Raw genomic sequence first — 14,408 nt, 5'->3', positions numbered from 1 at the left:
CGCAGCAGTCCTGCGTGCGGTCACCCTCTGGCTCAAGCGGTTAGGAGACACGCCCTAGGCCCCCGCAGTCGGGCCGGGGAGAGACCGGCCACAGCCGAGCCCGGCCCGGTGGCACGGAGGGTGACCGTCACCGCCGGCCCGGCCGCCCGTTGCTCACTGTCCGTCCACGAGGTCGCGGGACGCGCCGGGCGAACGGATCATCCGCCGGCGCCGGGCAGGTACCGTGGCCCCTCGTGATCGAATTGCAACACGTCTCCAAGATCTACCCGACCAGTCCTCGGCCGGCTCTGGACGACGTCTCGATGCAGATCGACAAGGGGGAGTTCGTCTTCCTCATCGGTTCCTCGGGTTCGGGCAAGTCGACCTTCCTGCGGCTGCTGCTGAAGGAGGACAGCCCCACCAAGGGCGTCATCACGGTCAACGACAAGAACCTGAACACGATGAGCAAGTGGCAGGTGCCCAAGCTCCGCCGCACGATGGGCTGCGTCTTCCAGGACTTCCGGCTGCTGCGCAACAAGACGGTCGCCGAGAACGTCGCCTTCGCCCTCGAGGTGATCAACAAGCCCCAGCGCACGATCAAGCGGGTCGTGCCCGAGGTGCTGGAGATGGTCGGCCTGGACGGCAAGGAGAATCGGCTGCCCAGCGAGCTCTCCGGTGGTGAGCAGCAGCGGGTGGCGATCGCCCGGGCGTTCGTGAACCGGCCGCTGGTGCTGCTGGCCGACGAGCCGACCGGCAACCTGGACCCGGAGACGAGCCAGGACATCATGCTGCTGCTGGAGCGGATCAACCGCACCGGCACCACCGTGGTCATGGCCACGCACGACTACCACATCGTCGACTCGATGCGGCGCCGCGTGATCGAGCTGAACGACGGCGTCGTCAGCCGCGACCAGAGCCGCGGCGTCTACGGCGTGGGTCGTTGAGGTGCGGGTCGCTGACCAGCCGATGACCGCCGGACCGCAGAACACGACAGGGAACTGATGCGCGTCAACTTCGTCCTCTCCGAGGTGGCTGCCGGGCTGCGTCGGAACCTGACCATGACGGTCGCGATGATCCTGACCACCGGGATCTCGCTGGGCCTCATGGGCACCGGCCTGCTGATCGCCAACATGATCGGCGACATGCGCGAGATCTACTACGACAAGATCCAGGTCTCGATCTACCTCGCCGACGACGTCACCGACGAGCAGCGTGACTCGATCGCCGCGCAGCTGGACGCCTCGCCGGAGGTGCAGGACTACATCTACGAGACCCGTGCCGAGGCCTACCAGCGCTTCACCCAGCAGTTCCAGGAGCAGCCGGCGCTGATCGCCAACACCCCTGAGGACGCGCTGCCGGAGAGCTTCCGGGTCGAGCTGGTCAACCCCGAGCGGTACCCGGTCATCGCCGAGCAGTTCCCCAACGGGGAGGCCGGCGTGGACGAGGTCCGCGACGAGGGGGACTTCCTGGACCGGCTGTTCAGCCTGCTCAACGGCGCGCGCAACGGGACGCTCGCGGTGGCCCTCGTGCAAGCGCTGGCCGCGTTGCTGCTGATCTCCAACACGATCCAGCTCGCGGCCTTCAACAGACGCAACGAGACCAACATCATGCGACTGGTCGGCGCCTCCCGCTGGTACACCCAGCTGCCGTTCATCCTCGAGGCGGCGCTCGCCGGTCTGATCGGCGCGCTGCTCGCCATCGGCGGTCTGGTGCTGACCAAGGTCCTGTTCGTCGACAAGACGCTCGCCGGGCCGATCAAGGCGGGCATCATCCCGCCGGTCGACTGGTCGGCGATCATCGCGATCTCCCCGATCATCGCGGCCGCTGGGGTGGGCCTGGCCGCCGTCGCCGCGTACGTGACGCTGCGGCTCTACGTCCGCCTGTAGCGCTCGCCGCCCGCCGGTCATGGCGCCTGCCCCGTGAGGGTCAGGCGCCGTGATCGGTTGCGGCCCCTGGGTAACCTGGCCTCATGCCGCGGGAACAGGGGCGCAAGTTCATCGCCCAGAACAAGAAGGCGCGGCACGACTACTCGATCCTGGACACCTACGAGGTGGGCCTGGTGCTCACCGGCACCGAGGTGAAGAGCCTGCGTGCCGGCCGCGCTTCCCTCGTCGACGGCTTCGCCACCGTCGACGACGGTGAGGTGTGGCTGCAGCACGTGCACATCCCCGAGTACACCGAGGGGACGTGGACCAACCACACCCCGCGCCGCAAGCGCAAGATCCTCATGCACCGCGCCGAGATCGAGAAGCTGATCGGCAAGACCAAGGAGGGCGGGCTCACGCTCGTCCCGCTGGACCTGTACTTCAAGGACGGCAAGGTCAAGGCCACCCTCGCGCTGGCCAAGGGCAAGCGGAGCTACGACAAGCGCCAGGACCTGGCCGAGCGTGACTCCCGCCGGGAGATGGAACGCGCCTTCGGCCGCTACGTGAAGGGACGGCGCTGACCTCATGCGCGGCATCGCCTACGACCGGTTCGGTGACGAGTCGGTCCTGCAGTTGCGCGACGACCTGCCCGAGCCCCCGGTGGGGCCGGACACGGTGCTGGTCCGCACCCGCGCGGCCGGGGTCAACCCGGTGGACATGGGCATCCGGGAGGGCGGCCTGGCCGGCTTCTTCCCGCATCACTTCCCGATCGTGCCGGGCTGGGACCTGGCCGGTGTCGTGGAGCGGGTCGGGCCGGCGGTGGTCGACTTCGCCCCCGGTGACGAGGTCTTCGGCTACCTGCGCCGGGACGACGTCCAATGGGGTACGACGGCCGAGCTCGTGCCCGGCCCGCAGCGGTGCATCGCGCACAAGCCCGACTCGCTCGGGTTCACCGAGGCCGCCGCGCTGCCGCTGGCCGGGCTGACCGCGTACCAGGCGCTCACCGAGGCGCTCGACGTCGGCGAGGGCGACCGGGTGCTGGTGCACCGGGCCGCCGGCGGCGTCGGCTTCTTCGCCGTGCAGATCGCCGCGGCGCTCGGCGCGCACGTCATCGGCACCGCCAGCCCGCGCAACCACGGCTTCCTGCGCGATGCCGGCGCCGCCGAGGTGCTCGACTACAACGCCGGCCCGATCTCCGCCCAGCTGTCCGAGCCGGTCGACGCCGTCCTGGACCTGGTCGGCGGGCCGGCGCTCGGCGACGCTCCCGACCAGGTGCGCGACCCGAAGCGCGTCGCCAGCGTCGTCGACCCGGCGGTGCTCGACCTCGGCGGCCGGTACGTCTTCGTGCGTCCGGAGCGGCACGACCTGGAGGAGCTCGGCCGGATGGCCGACGCCGGGCAGCTGCGGGTGGCGATCGCCAAGGCGTTCCCGCTGGCGCAGACCGCCGACGCCCAGCGGCTGGTGGCCGAGGGGCACGTGCGCGGCAAGGTCGTCGTCACGATCTGATGTCCGTGCCCCCGCCCGTCGACGACGCCGACGTCCCGAGGTACTGGCGGGAGCTGGGGCTGCCCGGGCTGGTCGACGTGCACGTGCACTTCCTCCCCGCGCGGGTGCAGGCGAAGGTGTGGCAGTACTTCGCCGAGGCGGAGACGCACTACGGGGCGCCGTGGCCGGTCACCTACGCGTTGCCGGTCGAGGAGCGGCTGGCGGTGCTGGCGGCGCTCGGCGTCCGCGCCTTCCCGACGCTGCCCTACCCGCACCGGCCGGGGATGGCCGCCTGGCTGAACGACGAGGCCGCCGCGTTCGCGGCCGAGCACCCGGCCGTGCTGCAGTCGGCCACGTTCTTCCCCGAGCCCGCGGCGGCGGCCTACGTCGCCGAGGCGCTGGACGCCGGCGCCCGGGTGTTCAAGGTGCACGTGCAGGTCGGCTCGTTCGACCCGCGCGACCCGCTGCTGGACGCCGTGTGGGCCCGGCTGGCCGAGACGGGCACGCCGGTGGTCATCCACTGCGGCTCCGGGCCGCTGCGCGGTGAGCACACCGGCCCGGCGCCGATGGCCGGCCTGCTGGAGCGCCACCCGCGGCTCCAGTTGGTGATCGCGCACCTGGGGATGCCGGAGTACGCGGCGTTCCTGGACCTCACCGAGCGGTACGAGCGGGTGCACCTGGACACCACGATGTTCGCCACCGACTTCACCGAGCGGCTGATGCCCTTCGACCGGGCACTGCTGCCCCGGCTGGCCGCGCTGCGGGACAAGGTGGTGCTCGGCAGCGACTTCCCGGCCATCCCGTACCCCTACGCCCACCAGCTGGCCGCGCTGCACCGGCTGGACCTGGGGGAGGAGTGGCTGCGGGCGGTCCTCTGGAGCAACGGTGCACGGCTGTTCGGGGTCACCGCTTAACCTTGATCACCGTGGACTCTGCACCGCTCGCCCTGCCCGACGGCTTCTCCGCCCGCCCGATCCGCCCCGACGACGTCGTCGCCGTGGCCGAACTGCTGGCCGTGGCCGAGGCGGTCGACGACACCGGGCTGCACGAGTCCCCCGAGGACCTCACCGGGCTGTGGGTCAGCGAGCTGGTCGACCTGGAGCAGGACACCCGGCTGGTGAGCACGGCGGACGGCACCGTCGTCGGCTACGCCACCACGATCGCCCCGCCGACGTTCCGGGACGCCTACGGCGTGCACCTGCAGGGTCGGGTGCTGCCGGAGTGGCGGGGCCGCGGCATCGGCCGGGCGCTGCTCGCCTGGCAGCTGGCACGGGGCGCGGAGCTGCACGCCGACCGGCACCCGGAGTCACCGGCCCGGCTGACCGCCACCGTGTACACGACGATGCCCTCGCTGGAGGCGCTGGTGCGCCGGGCCGGGCTGGAGGCGGTCCGCTGGTTCTTCCACATGGAGCGCCCGCTCACCGACCTGCCGCCGCGGCGGTCGCTCGACGGCATCGACCTGGTGCCGTTCAGCTGGGACCGCGACGAGGAGGTGCGGCTGGCGCACAACGCCGCCTTCACCGAGCACTACGGCTCCAGCGAGCGCGACGTCGCCTCCTGGCAGGTCATGTTCACCGGCATGCGGACCTTCCGCCCGGACCTGTCGGTGCTGGCCGTCGAGGACGGCGAGGTGCTCGGCTACGCGCTGGCCTACGTCTCCGAGGCGACCGCCGCGGCCAGCGGCTCCCGGGAGAGCTACTTCGGCCAGATCGGCGTCCTCCCGGCCGCCCGAGGCCGGGGTGTCTCCAAGGCCGTGATCATCGAGGCGATGCACGCCGCCGCGGCGCAGGACTGTCAGACCTCCGGGCTGGAGGTCGACAGCGAGAACGTCACCGGCGCGCTGGGGCTGTACGAGAGCCTCGGCTTCGCCACCGCCCGCACCCAGGTCTCCTGGTCCCGGCGGCTGGCCCCGCTCAGCTGACGCACCGGAGGGGCCGACGCCGCGACGTCGGCCCCTCCGTGGCGGTCAGGCCGCCAGCACCATCTCGGCGGGCAGGTCGTCCTTCTTGGCCCGGATCAGCACGATGCTGATGACCAGCGCGACCGCCAGGAACACCGCGGCCCAGATGAAGGCCACGTGGTACCCCTGCACGAAGGCGGCGCCCGGCGCGGCACCCGGGTTGTCGACGAGGTACCCGGTGACCGCCGAGGCGTAGAAGGTGTTCAGCAGGGCCAGGCCCAGCGAGCCACCGACCTGCTGGCTGGTGTTGAGCACGGCCGAGGCGATCCCCGTGTCGTGGCTCTCCACCCCGACCAGCGCCGTGCTGGACGCCGGGACGAACACCGCCGCCATGCCGAGGCTGATCGCCAGCAGGGCCGGCAGCACCTCGGTGACGTACGAACTGGTCTCACCGATCCGGGTCAGCCAGAGCATGCCCAGCGCAGCCAGCACCAGCCCACCGATGATCAGCGGTCGCGGCCCGATCCGGGGGAGCACCTGGGAGACGATGCCGGCGCCCACGATGATCCCGCCGCTGAAGGGCAGGAAGGCGAAGCCGGAGTCCAGCGGGCTGTACCCCAGGGTCTGCTGGAAGTAGAAGGTCAGGAACAGGAAGATCGCGAAGATCCCGGCCCCCACCAGCAGGAAGACCAGGTACGAGCCGCCCCGGTTGCGGTCCAGGACCACGCGCAGCGGCAGCAGCGGGTGGCTGGCCCGCTGCTCGTAGAGCACGAAGGTCACCAGCAGGACGGCGGCGGCGGCCAGCAGGGTCAGGGTGACCGGGTCGGTCCAGCCCACGCCCTCCTCGGCGGCCTTGCTGAAGCCGTAGACCAGGCTGACCAGGCCGGCGGCCGACAGCAGCACGCCCGGCACGTCGTAGCGACGATCGCCGGCGGCGCGGCTCTCCTTCACCAGGCCGATCGCGAAGACGGCGGTGGCCAGGGCGATCGGCACGTTGACGCCCAGCGTCCAGCGCCACGAGGCGTACTCGGTGAGCACCCCACCGAGGATCAGGCCGATCGCGGCGCCACCACCGGAGATGGCGCCGAAGACGCCGAACGCGCGGGCCCGCTCCTTGGGGTCGGTGAAGGTGACCGCCAGGAGGGACAGCGCGGCCGGTGCGAGCAGCGCCGCGAACGCACCCTGCAGGCCACGGGCGGCGAACAGCAGCTCCTGGTTGGGAGCCAGGCCGCCCAGTGCGGATGCGCCGGCGAAGCCGATCAGGCCGATCAAGAAGGCGCGCTTGCGGCCGGTGAAGTCGGCGATCCGCCCGCCGAGCAGCAGCAGCCCGCCGAAGGCGAGCGTGTAGGCGGTGACCACCCACTGGATGTTCGCCGCGCTGATGCCCAGGTCCAGGCCGGCGTCGGGGAGGGCGATGTTCACGATCGAGGCGTCCAGCACGACCATCAGCTGGGCGACGGCGATGACGGCGAGGGCCAGCCAGCGCCGGGGGTCGGGGCCGTCGGCGTCCGGTTCGGGCAGGGGCGGGACGTCGGGGTCGATGGACCTCGACGGGGGGATGAGGCTGTCGGCGGGCATGACGGAGCCGTCCTTCTCGCGCGGGGCGCGGTGACGAGGGGGATGAGGGCAGGGGAGGGCTCACGGCCGGAGGCGTCGCGCGGTCGCGTGCGGAGGAGGTGACGGGCCCGCTCGACCGGCGGCGGTGCGCGGTCGGGGAGGCCGGCGGGGTCAGTGCCGGTGCAGAGCGGTGCGGGTCAGCTCATGGGTCGGGCGAGTCCTGCGCCGGCCCAGCGCAGGCAGTCGCGGACGAGTTCCAGGAAGTGGTCGAAGGAGTCGTCTGGGTCCCAGGCCTCGATCGCCGTGTTGAAGGCGGCGAAGGTGGTGTTGAGGACCAGGGCGGCGTGCAGCTCCTCGCCGTCGGGGGTGCGACGGGCGACCCATTCCCGCAGGTCGGGCCCGAAGCTGTCACAGACGTCCCGCGACGAGTCGCAGAGCTCCGGTGACTGCTCGAACAGCCGCTTCTGCAGGGGCAGGCGGTCGGCGAGGAGCTCCGCCAGGCTGAGGGCGAGACCGGTGAGCGCCTCCCACAGCGGCTCGCCCTTCGGGCAGTCCGCCAGGAGAGCGCGCCACTGCTGCAGCTCCTGCGGATCGAGGTCGTAGACGACGGCTTCCTTGCTGCGGAAGTAGCTGAAGAACGTCGTCCGGGAGACACCGGCCTCGGCGGCGATGTCCTCCACGCTCACCGCGTCGAACCCGCGTTCGCTGATCAGGCGCAGCGCGGTCGAGCGGATCGTCCGCCAGGCCTCGAGCTTCTTGCGTTCCCGCAGGCCCAGCACGCGACCGACCGGGCAGTGCGGGGTCTTCCCCTGTCCGGATCGGGTCACGTGATCACCGTAGGGCAGAAGCTGAACGCAGTACAGACATTTACCCAGTCCGGTTTCGTGAACAGCGGGTGACCGGCCGACGGCCGCGGTGAGGCGTACGGTCGATGTGATGCGGAGCATCCTGCGGACGGCCGTCGTGGCCACGGCGGCGGTCGGCGCCGCGGTGCTCGGCGCACCGGCGACCGCCTCGGCCGAGGAGCCCCGTCCCGAGCTGCGCAGCACGGTGGAGGGCACGGTCGGGTACGACGTCTCGTACCCCCAGTGCGACCGGACGCTCCCCGACGACGCGGCGTTCGCGGTGATCGGCGTCAACGGCGGCATCGCCACCACGGAGAACCCCTGTCTCGCCGACCAGTGGGAGTGGGCGAACGACTCCTCGGGTGCCGAGCCGGCCCAGCCACGGGCGCAGCTGTACGTGAACACCGCCAACCCGGGCGAGGTGCGGGAGCAGGTGACGACCTGGCCGTCGCGGGGCGTCAACCGCTACGGCGCGTGCGACGGCGGCAACAGCGCTGCCTGTTCCTACGAGTACGGCGTCGAACGGGCCGAGAACGACGTCCGGATCGTGCTGGACACCCTGGGCGACCTCGACGGGGACGCCGCCATCGAGGACCCGGCCGACCTCGTCGGCCTGCGCTGGTGGTTGGACGTCGAGACGATGAACACCTGGCAGACCGACGGCGCCGCGGCGCAGCGGAACAACCGGGCCACCCTGGAGGGGATGACCGACCACCTCGAGTCGGTGGGCGGCCGGGTCGGGCTCTACTCGACCGGCTACCAGTGGGGCGAGATCGTCGGTGACGTGCCCTCGTGGAGCAGCCTGCACGGGCTGGACAGCTGGCTGGCCGGCGCCCGCAGCATCCGCGGCGCGGTCGCCAACTGCGCCGACGAGCCGCTCGTCGACGGCGGCCGGGTCGTGCTCACCCAGTACGTCGAGGACGACCTGGACCACAACCGCTCCTGCGTCGCGGATGCCCGCTGGGCCGGGTCGGCCGCCTCGGGGTCGCGCGACTGAGTGGTTAGGGTGCGCGGCATGGTCAGCGTCGATCAGCCCGCCTCCCCGCTCGCCCCCGACCTCCGCCTGGTCGCCCGCACCCACCGGCGGCTGGAGCCGCTGCACTCGCACGTCTACTTCGCGCCGGAGACCGACGAGCACCTGACCGGAGCCGGCCTCCGCCCGGGCCGGATGGTCTACTTCGCCGGCCGCGCGGCGGCGATGGGGGCGGTCGGCCCGGGCGTGGTGACGGCGACCTTCGCCAACTTCGCCCCGGCGATCGTGGCTCGGCACCTGCCCCGTGCCTGGACCCTCGCCACCCCGGGGCAGGTGCTCGCCGCCCGGACCGCGGCCGCGCGCGCCTCGCTCACCCGGCTCCTCGACGGCGCCGACGAGAGCAGCTTGCGCGAGCTGTCCGGCCTGCTCCGCGAGGCGTGCACAGCGCTGACGCCGGAGGCCCGGCCGCTGTTCGCCGCCCACGCCGACCTGCCCTGGCCGGACGAGCCGCTGCTGCAGGTGTGGCACGGCGTCACGCTGCTCCGCGAGCACCGCGGTGACGGGCACGTGCTCAGCGTGGTCCGGCACGGGCTGACCGGCCTGGAGGCCCTGGTCACCCACACGCTCACCGGCCGCGGGTTCACCCGGCAGGCCGCCCAGGCGACCCGGGGGTGGTCGGACGAGGAGTGGACGGCAGCGCTGGACGGGCTCACCGAGCGCGGCCTGGTCGCCGACGGCGCGCTCACCGAGGCCGGCCAGCAGTTGCGGGCGTCGATCGAGCAGGAGACCGACGCGCTGTCGGCCGCCCCGTTCGTGTACCTGGGCGTCGAGCGCACCGAGCGGGTCGCCGCGCTCGCCGGCGACCTGACCGGCCGGCTGCTGGGCAACGGCGCGTTCCCGGCCGGCGTGCTGTCCCGGTCGTGACCGGCGCGCGACTGCCGGACGCCGTCGGGGACACCCCGGCCGCGGAGGTGCTGCGGGCCCGGCGCGGGGGAGAGCTGTCCGGGCTGGACCGCCTGCTGTTGCACAGCCCCGCCGTCGCCCAGGGGTGGAGCGCGCTGCTCGGGGCGCTGCGCAACGGGACGGCGTTGACCGCCGACCTGACCGAGCTGGTGGTGCTGCGGATCGCCGTCCTCAACGGGGCGGAGTTCGAGTGGGTCGCGCACGAGCCGGCCGCCCGCCGGGCCGGGGTCACCGACGCCCAGCTCGCCGCGCTGCGGACCCCCGACGCGGCCGGGGCGCCGGTGTTCTCCCCGGTGCAGGCCGTCGTGCTGCGGTTCACCGATGCGTCGAGCCGGCAGGTCGACGTCCCCGATGCCGTCTTCTCCGCCGTGCGTGCGCACCTGGACGACCGGCAGGTGGTCGAGCTCGTGACCACCGTGGCCGGCTACGCGATGGTCTCCCGGTTCCTGGTGGCGCTGCGGGTGCCGGTTCCGGCCGGCGAGGTCGCCGGCTGACTCTTCCCACGTCGTTCACCCCCCGGTCGGGCGACCGGGATGCCCAGGAGCGTCCCCGCGTGTCACGATGGACGACGGCCCGCGCGACGGACGCGGCCCTGGGACGACGGGAGGTGCTGGGCCGTGCGATCGGAGCCTCCCAGTTGCAGTCCCGAGGTCCCCTCCCGCTGACGCCGCCGGTTCGCTGAGCCGGGCGGGCACGCGCACGGGGACCTCCCGCGCCCACCCGTCCCCGCGTCCCCCGGGAGCCCGCCGTGGCCGATCGTCGTCTCGCCCCCCGCACCGCCCTGTCCACCCTCACCCGCCGGCCCCGCGCCGTCCTCGTGCCCCCGCGGCCGGCCGAGCAGCCCGGTCCGGAGACCGCGGCCGAGCGGCGCTCGCGTCTGGTCGACAACGCGGTGTACGCCGCCGGACGGCGGATCGCCACGCCCGCATCAGCGGCCGAGAGCCACGAGTGGCTGACCGAGGGCTTCGACGACCGGATGGTCTGGCTCGGGCTGTACCGCCCGGAGCCGGCCGCGCTGGGTGAGCTGGCCGAGCAGTACGGCCTGCCCGACCTCGCGGTCGAGGACGCCATCCACGCGCACCAGCGGCCGAAGTTCGAGCGGTACGGGGACACGCTGTTCGTCGTCCTCAAGGCCGCTCGGTACCTGGACGAGGCCGAGGAGGTGGAGTTCGGCGAGCTGCACCTGTTCCTCGGCAAGGACTTCGCCATCACCGTGCGGCACGCCGAGTCGCCGGACCTGGCCCGGGTGCGCCGCCGGCTGGAGAGCTCGCCGGAGCTGCTGGCCCGCGGTTCGGAGGCGGTGCTGTACGCGATCCTGGACGCCGTCGTCGACGGGTACGCCCCGGTCGTCGCCGGGCTGGACAAGGACATCGACGAGATCGAGGTCGAGGTCTTCCGCGGTGACCCGCAGGTGTCCCGGCGCATCTACGAGCTGTCCCAGGAGGTCCTGGACTTCCAGCGGGCGGTCCAGCCGCTGACCGGGATCCTCGCCGCGATCACCGCCGGGTTCGAGAAGTACGGCGTCGACGAGGAGCTGCGCAGCCACCTGCGGGACGTCGCCGACCACGTCACCTCGACCACCGAGCGGGTCGAGGGCTTCCGGCTGCAGCTGCGCGACATCCTCACCGTGAACGCCACGCTGGTCGCCCAGCGGCAGAACGAGGAGATGAAGACCCTCACCGAGACCAGCCTCGCCCAGGGCGAGGAGGTCAAGAAGATCTCCGCGTGGGCCGCCATCCTCTTCGCCCCCAGCCTCGTGGGCGGGGTCTACGGGATGAACTTCGAGGACATGCCGGAGACCGAGTGGCAGTACGGCTACCCGTTCGCCGTGGTGCTGATGTTCATGGTCAGCCTCACGCTGTACGTGATCTTCAAGCGCCGCGACTGGATCTGACGGTCACGGGGCGGGCGTACCGGTCGGCTCGACGACGAGGTCGATGACGGCGAGCCGGAACGGGTTCACCGTACCGAACCGGGCGGCCTGCTCGGCGTCGTCGACGGGGGCGAAGTCGCGGATCAGGCTGCGCTTGACCGCGAAGACCGCATCGGCGTCCAGGTACGGGCTGCCGTCGATGAAGACGTGCGTGGTCACCGGCACGAAGCCCGGCGCATCGGCGATGAAGTGCACGTGCGCCGGCCGGAACGGCGCCCGGTCGGTCGCCGCGAGCAGCTCGCCGACCGGGCCGTCGGTGGGGATCGGGTAGTGCGCCGGGACGGTGGTGCGGAACCAGAACCGGCCCTCCTCGTCGGTGGTGAACAGGCCGCGACCGTTGCCCGCCGGCTGCACGTCGGGCTGCTGGACGTCGTAGAACCCGTTCCCGTCGGCCTGCCACACGTCGACGCTCGCCCCGGGCACCGGCTCGCCGGCGACCGAGAGCACCCGGCCGGTGATGACGCACGGCTGGTCGCCGCCCACCTCGTCGATCGAGTCGCCGTTGCGGCGAGGTGGCGAGACGGTCATGTGGAAGGGGCCGAGGACGGTCGCCTCCGTGGCCCCGCCCACCTTGCGGTGGTTGATGTTCTCCACCAGCGACGAGATCCCGAGGACGTCGGAGAGCAGCACGAACTCCTGCCGGACGTCGTCGCACGTCTGCCCGGTGCGGGTCAGGAAGTCGATCGCGTGCTCCCACTCGGCGAGCGTCGGTTCCACCTCCCGGATCGCGGTGTGCAGCCCGCGCACGAGCGCGCCCAGCACCTCTCGCAGCCGGCTGTCCGGCGTCGCGGCGAAGCTGGCGACGACGGCGTCGGTGATCGTGTGCTCGTCGATGTCGGCGGTGACGTCGTCGGTCATGCGCTGCCCCCTGGCGGGTCGAGCGGGACGACCGGCAGCTGGAGCGCCGACGGCCCGGCGGGAACGTGCTGGACGGTGTGCAGTGTCGTCCGCGAGCCGAGCAGGGGTGGGGCGTGCGCTCGGGAACACCTCGGGGACGTGTGCCGTTATGCTGGCCGTACAACTACACAGGGGGGCGATTGGTCTCGACTGCGGTCGTCTGACCAGGGGAAGCGAGCCGAGGAAGGCAACGATGATCTCGTTAACCATCCGTTGCAAAAAACACAAGCGCCGATTCCAATCAGCGCGACTTCGCTCTCGCTGCCTAACAGCAGCTAGGCGAGTCTGTCAGCCCGGGTTCGTCATCGGCCCGGATCCTGGCATCAGCTAGATGACTCACCGCACGCATCGGTCGCGGGTGCGTGTGGGACACCAAACAGCGACTGGGCCCGTCATCCCGACTCGTTCGTGAGATCGGGAGGGCCGAGCAGAGGCAGAGCGAACTGCGCTCGGAGAAGCCCTGGTGATGCGTCGCAGGACGCGGGTTCGATTCCCGCCGCCTCCACCACAGGATCGTCCTCGACGAGCTGGTCCGGTTCCCGGGTCCGCTGCTCGAGGAGCATCCGCTGGTGAAGCCCCCGTTCCACCACGTAGGGCCCGGTCACTCGACCGGGCCCTACGTGCGTCCGGTGCCGGTGCCCGCGCTGGGGAGCTCAGGCCGACGGTTCCTGGACGACGGTCATGAACAGCGGTGAGCGCGTCTCCGTGTCGGTCAGCACGAGGAGGAAGGGCCGGTCGAACGACACGACCGCGGACGGGGGTGCCGCCGCCGCCTCCTCGACCACCACGGCGGTGGCAGCGGCCGCTTCGGTGCCCTCCTCGTCCACGTCGAGGAACGCCTGCTGCACGACCTGCGAGATGGCCAGACCGTTCCGGCCGAGGCCGGAGTAGTCACCACCCTCGACCGGCAGCCCCATCGCGGCCAGCACGTCCAGCAACTGGTGCGACTGCTCGAGCTCCAGCCGCGGCAGCTGCACGCCCACCTCCGCCGACTCGGCGGCCTGCAGGTCGGTCAGGGTGTCGGCGTCGACGGTGCACGGGTCGGTGCCCTCGGGTGGCAGGACGGCGACGGCGCTGAGCGTTCCGTCGCGGTAGGCCAGCTCGACCGCCTGCCAGCCGTCCGCGGCGCGGGAGGCGCCCGTCGCGCCGCTCATCATCTCGACGGTCACCTCGCCGGACGGCGCCGCGAACCGAGCCGGCCGGGTGTCGGTGAAGGGGATCGCCCACCTGGCCTGGAGGTGCAGGGCATTGGTCAGCACGGCGGCGGTGTTCGGTTTCAGCGGCTCGGGCAGGAGCTCCTCGATGACCCCGCGGGTGTCCTCCTCGACCGTCGTGTTGATCCGGTCGGTCGCCGCTCCCGGGTCGCCGGCGAAGTCCAGTGCCAGCACGTCGGCGTCGAAGCCCGTCGCGATGTCGTCCAGGTAGTCGGGGTCGGGCTCCATGCCGTCGGCGATCCAGAGGCGGTTGCTCATCTGCAGGGAGTCCGGCGCATCGTCGTCCTCGAGGTCGCCCTCGTGGCGGAGGCCGTCGAGTGCGCCGGTGTGGTCGCGGAACGCCGCGACGAGGTCGGGGGACCACTCCGGCAGGTGCAACACGCTGCGGACGGCCTCCGCCGTCTGCCCGCGGCTGGCGGGGTACAGCAGGCTCAGCGCCCCGGCTGCCGAGGTCGGGGACAGCAGCACGGTCTGGTCGGGGGTGCGCGCGCAGACCTCGTGCAGCAGGTCGACGCCGAAGGCGGTCTGTGCCTCGGCGACGTCGTCAGCCGTCAGCGTGCCCACCTGCACCGGGACGACCTGCCCGCCGGCCGTGGCGCAGGCGGTCAGCGCCGCCGCCGAGCCGGCCGCAACGGCGAGGACCCGTCCCCGACTGCACCTGGCCACCGCGTCGCTCCTCCCCGCTGTCACCCGCGTCACGGACGGGGTCAGCATGATCGTGCAGAGCCGTGCCGGTACAGGACCGCGCTGCCTTCGTGCTGCTCCCGTGACCTGAGAGGGCGCCGGGACGATGCCGC

The 14,408-nt window shown here is 72.2% G+C and carries 14 protein-coding genes and 1 other RNA gene; 11 read left to right on the top strand and 4 right to left on the bottom strand.

Annotated elements, in window-relative coordinates; all coding sequences use genetic code 11:
• The first annotated feature begins 233 nt into the window (after positions 1-233).
• The 6 genes from ftsE to IN07_RS02810 all read left to right on the top strand — a co-directional run bounded on the left by ftsE (position 234) and on the right by IN07_RS02810 (position 5,250).
• Positions 234-923, top strand: a complete 690-nt coding sequence (gene ftsE, locus IN07_RS02835; RefSeq protein ID WP_036333362.1) for a cell division ATP-binding protein FtsE — start codon at positions 234-236, stop codon at positions 921-923.
• A 57-nt stretch (positions 924-980) separates the two neighbouring features.
• Positions 981-1,865: a permease-like cell division protein FtsX gene (gene ftsX, locus IN07_RS02830; RefSeq protein ID WP_036333360.1), complete on the top strand. Its 885-nt coding sequence runs from the start codon at positions 981-983 to the stop codon at positions 1,863-1,865.
• Positions 1,866-1,948: 83 nt separating this feature from the next.
• The gene (gene smpB / locus IN07_RS02825; RefSeq protein WP_036333358.1) at positions 1,949-2,425 is read left to right on the top strand and encodes an SsrA-binding protein SmpB; all 477 of its coding nucleotides are present in this window, start codon (positions 1,949-1,951) and stop codon (positions 2,423-2,425) included.
• A 4-nt stretch (positions 2,426-2,429) separates the two neighbouring features.
• Positions 2,430-3,350, top strand: coding sequence for an NADP-dependent oxidoreductase (locus IN07_RS02820; protein ID WP_036333356.1), 921 nt, complete (start codon positions 2,430-2,432; stop codon positions 3,348-3,350).
• Positions 3,350-4,243 (top strand): amidohydrolase family protein, encoded by an 894-nt coding sequence (locus IN07_RS02815; protein WP_036333354.1) that lies wholly within the window; start codon positions 3,350-3,352, stop codon positions 4,241-4,243. The genes IN07_RS02820 and IN07_RS02815 overlap by 1 nt, the downstream gene beginning before the upstream one ends.
• 11 nt (positions 4,244-4,254) lie before the next feature.
• Positions 4,255-5,250 (top strand): GNAT family N-acetyltransferase, encoded by a 996-nt coding sequence (locus IN07_RS02810; protein WP_036333415.1) that lies wholly within the window; start codon positions 4,255-4,257, stop codon positions 5,248-5,250.
• Between the two features lie 45 nt (positions 5,251-5,295).
• Here the strand turns inward: IN07_RS02810 and IN07_RS02805 are convergent, their stop codons facing one another.
• Positions 5,296-6,807 (bottom strand): MFS transporter, encoded by a 1,512-nt coding sequence (locus IN07_RS02805; RefSeq protein WP_052090624.1) that lies wholly within the window; start codon positions 6,805-6,807, stop codon positions 5,296-5,298.
• Positions 6,808-6,983: 176 nt separating this feature from the next.
• Complete coding sequence (locus tag IN07_RS02800; protein WP_197058324.1) at positions 6,984-7,613, bottom strand: TetR family transcriptional regulator; 630 nt, start codon at positions 7,611-7,613, stop codon at positions 6,984-6,986.
• A gap of 109 nt (positions 7,614-7,722) precedes the next feature.
• Between IN07_RS02800 and IN07_RS02795 the strand changes: the two genes are divergently transcribed.
• The 4 genes from IN07_RS02795 (at position 7,723) to corA (ending at position 11,461) form a co-directional block, all read left to right on the top strand.
• Positions 7,723-8,628: a glycoside hydrolase family 25 domain-containing protein gene (locus tag IN07_RS02795; RefSeq protein ID WP_052090622.1), complete on the top strand. Its 906-nt coding sequence runs from the start codon at positions 7,723-7,725 to the stop codon at positions 8,626-8,628.
• A gap of 18 nt (positions 8,629-8,646) precedes the next feature.
• Complete coding sequence (locus tag IN07_RS02790) at positions 8,647-9,528, top strand: SCO6745 family protein (protein WP_081975134.1); 882 nt, start codon at positions 8,647-8,649, stop codon at positions 9,526-9,528.
• The gene (locus IN07_RS02785) at positions 9,525-10,061 is read left to right on the top strand and encodes a carboxymuconolactone decarboxylase family protein (protein WP_081975132.1); all 537 of its coding nucleotides are present in this window, start codon (positions 9,525-9,527) and stop codon (positions 10,059-10,061) included. Before IN07_RS02790 ends, IN07_RS02785 begins: the two co-directional genes overlap by 4 nt.
• A 254-nt stretch (positions 10,062-10,315) precedes the next feature.
• Positions 10,316-11,461, top strand: coding sequence for a magnesium/cobalt transporter CorA (gene corA / locus IN07_RS02780; RefSeq protein WP_036333352.1), 1,146 nt, complete (start codon positions 10,316-10,318; stop codon positions 11,459-11,461).
• Positions 11,462-11,464: 3 nt separating this feature from the next.
• Here corA and IN07_RS02775 read toward each other — a convergent pair whose 3' ends face one another.
• Positions 11,465-12,358, bottom strand: a complete 894-nt coding sequence (locus IN07_RS02775; RefSeq protein ID WP_036333350.1) for a dioxygenase family protein — start codon at positions 12,356-12,358, stop codon at positions 11,465-11,467.
• Between the two features lie 171 nt (positions 12,359-12,529).
• Between IN07_RS02775 and ssrA the strand changes: the two genes are divergently transcribed.
• Positions 12,530-12,905, top strand: a transfer-messenger RNA (tmRNA) gene (gene ssrA, locus IN07_RS24330).
• A 145-nt stretch (positions 12,906-13,050) separates the two neighbouring features.
• Here ssrA and IN07_RS02765 read toward each other — a convergent pair.
• A complete protein-coding gene (locus IN07_RS02765) occupies positions 13,051-14,277 on the bottom strand; it encodes a serpin family protein (protein WP_036333347.1) in 1,227 nt (408 codons plus the stop codon).
• Positions 14,278-14,408 lie beyond the last annotated feature (131 nt).

The sequence above is a fragment of the Modestobacter caceresii genome (assembly GCF_000761485.1).
Classification (GTDB): Bacteria; Actinomycetota; Actinomycetes; order Mycobacteriales; family Geodermatophilaceae; genus Modestobacter; species Modestobacter caceresii.
This window is presented reverse-complemented; position numbering and strand designations above follow the sequence as displayed.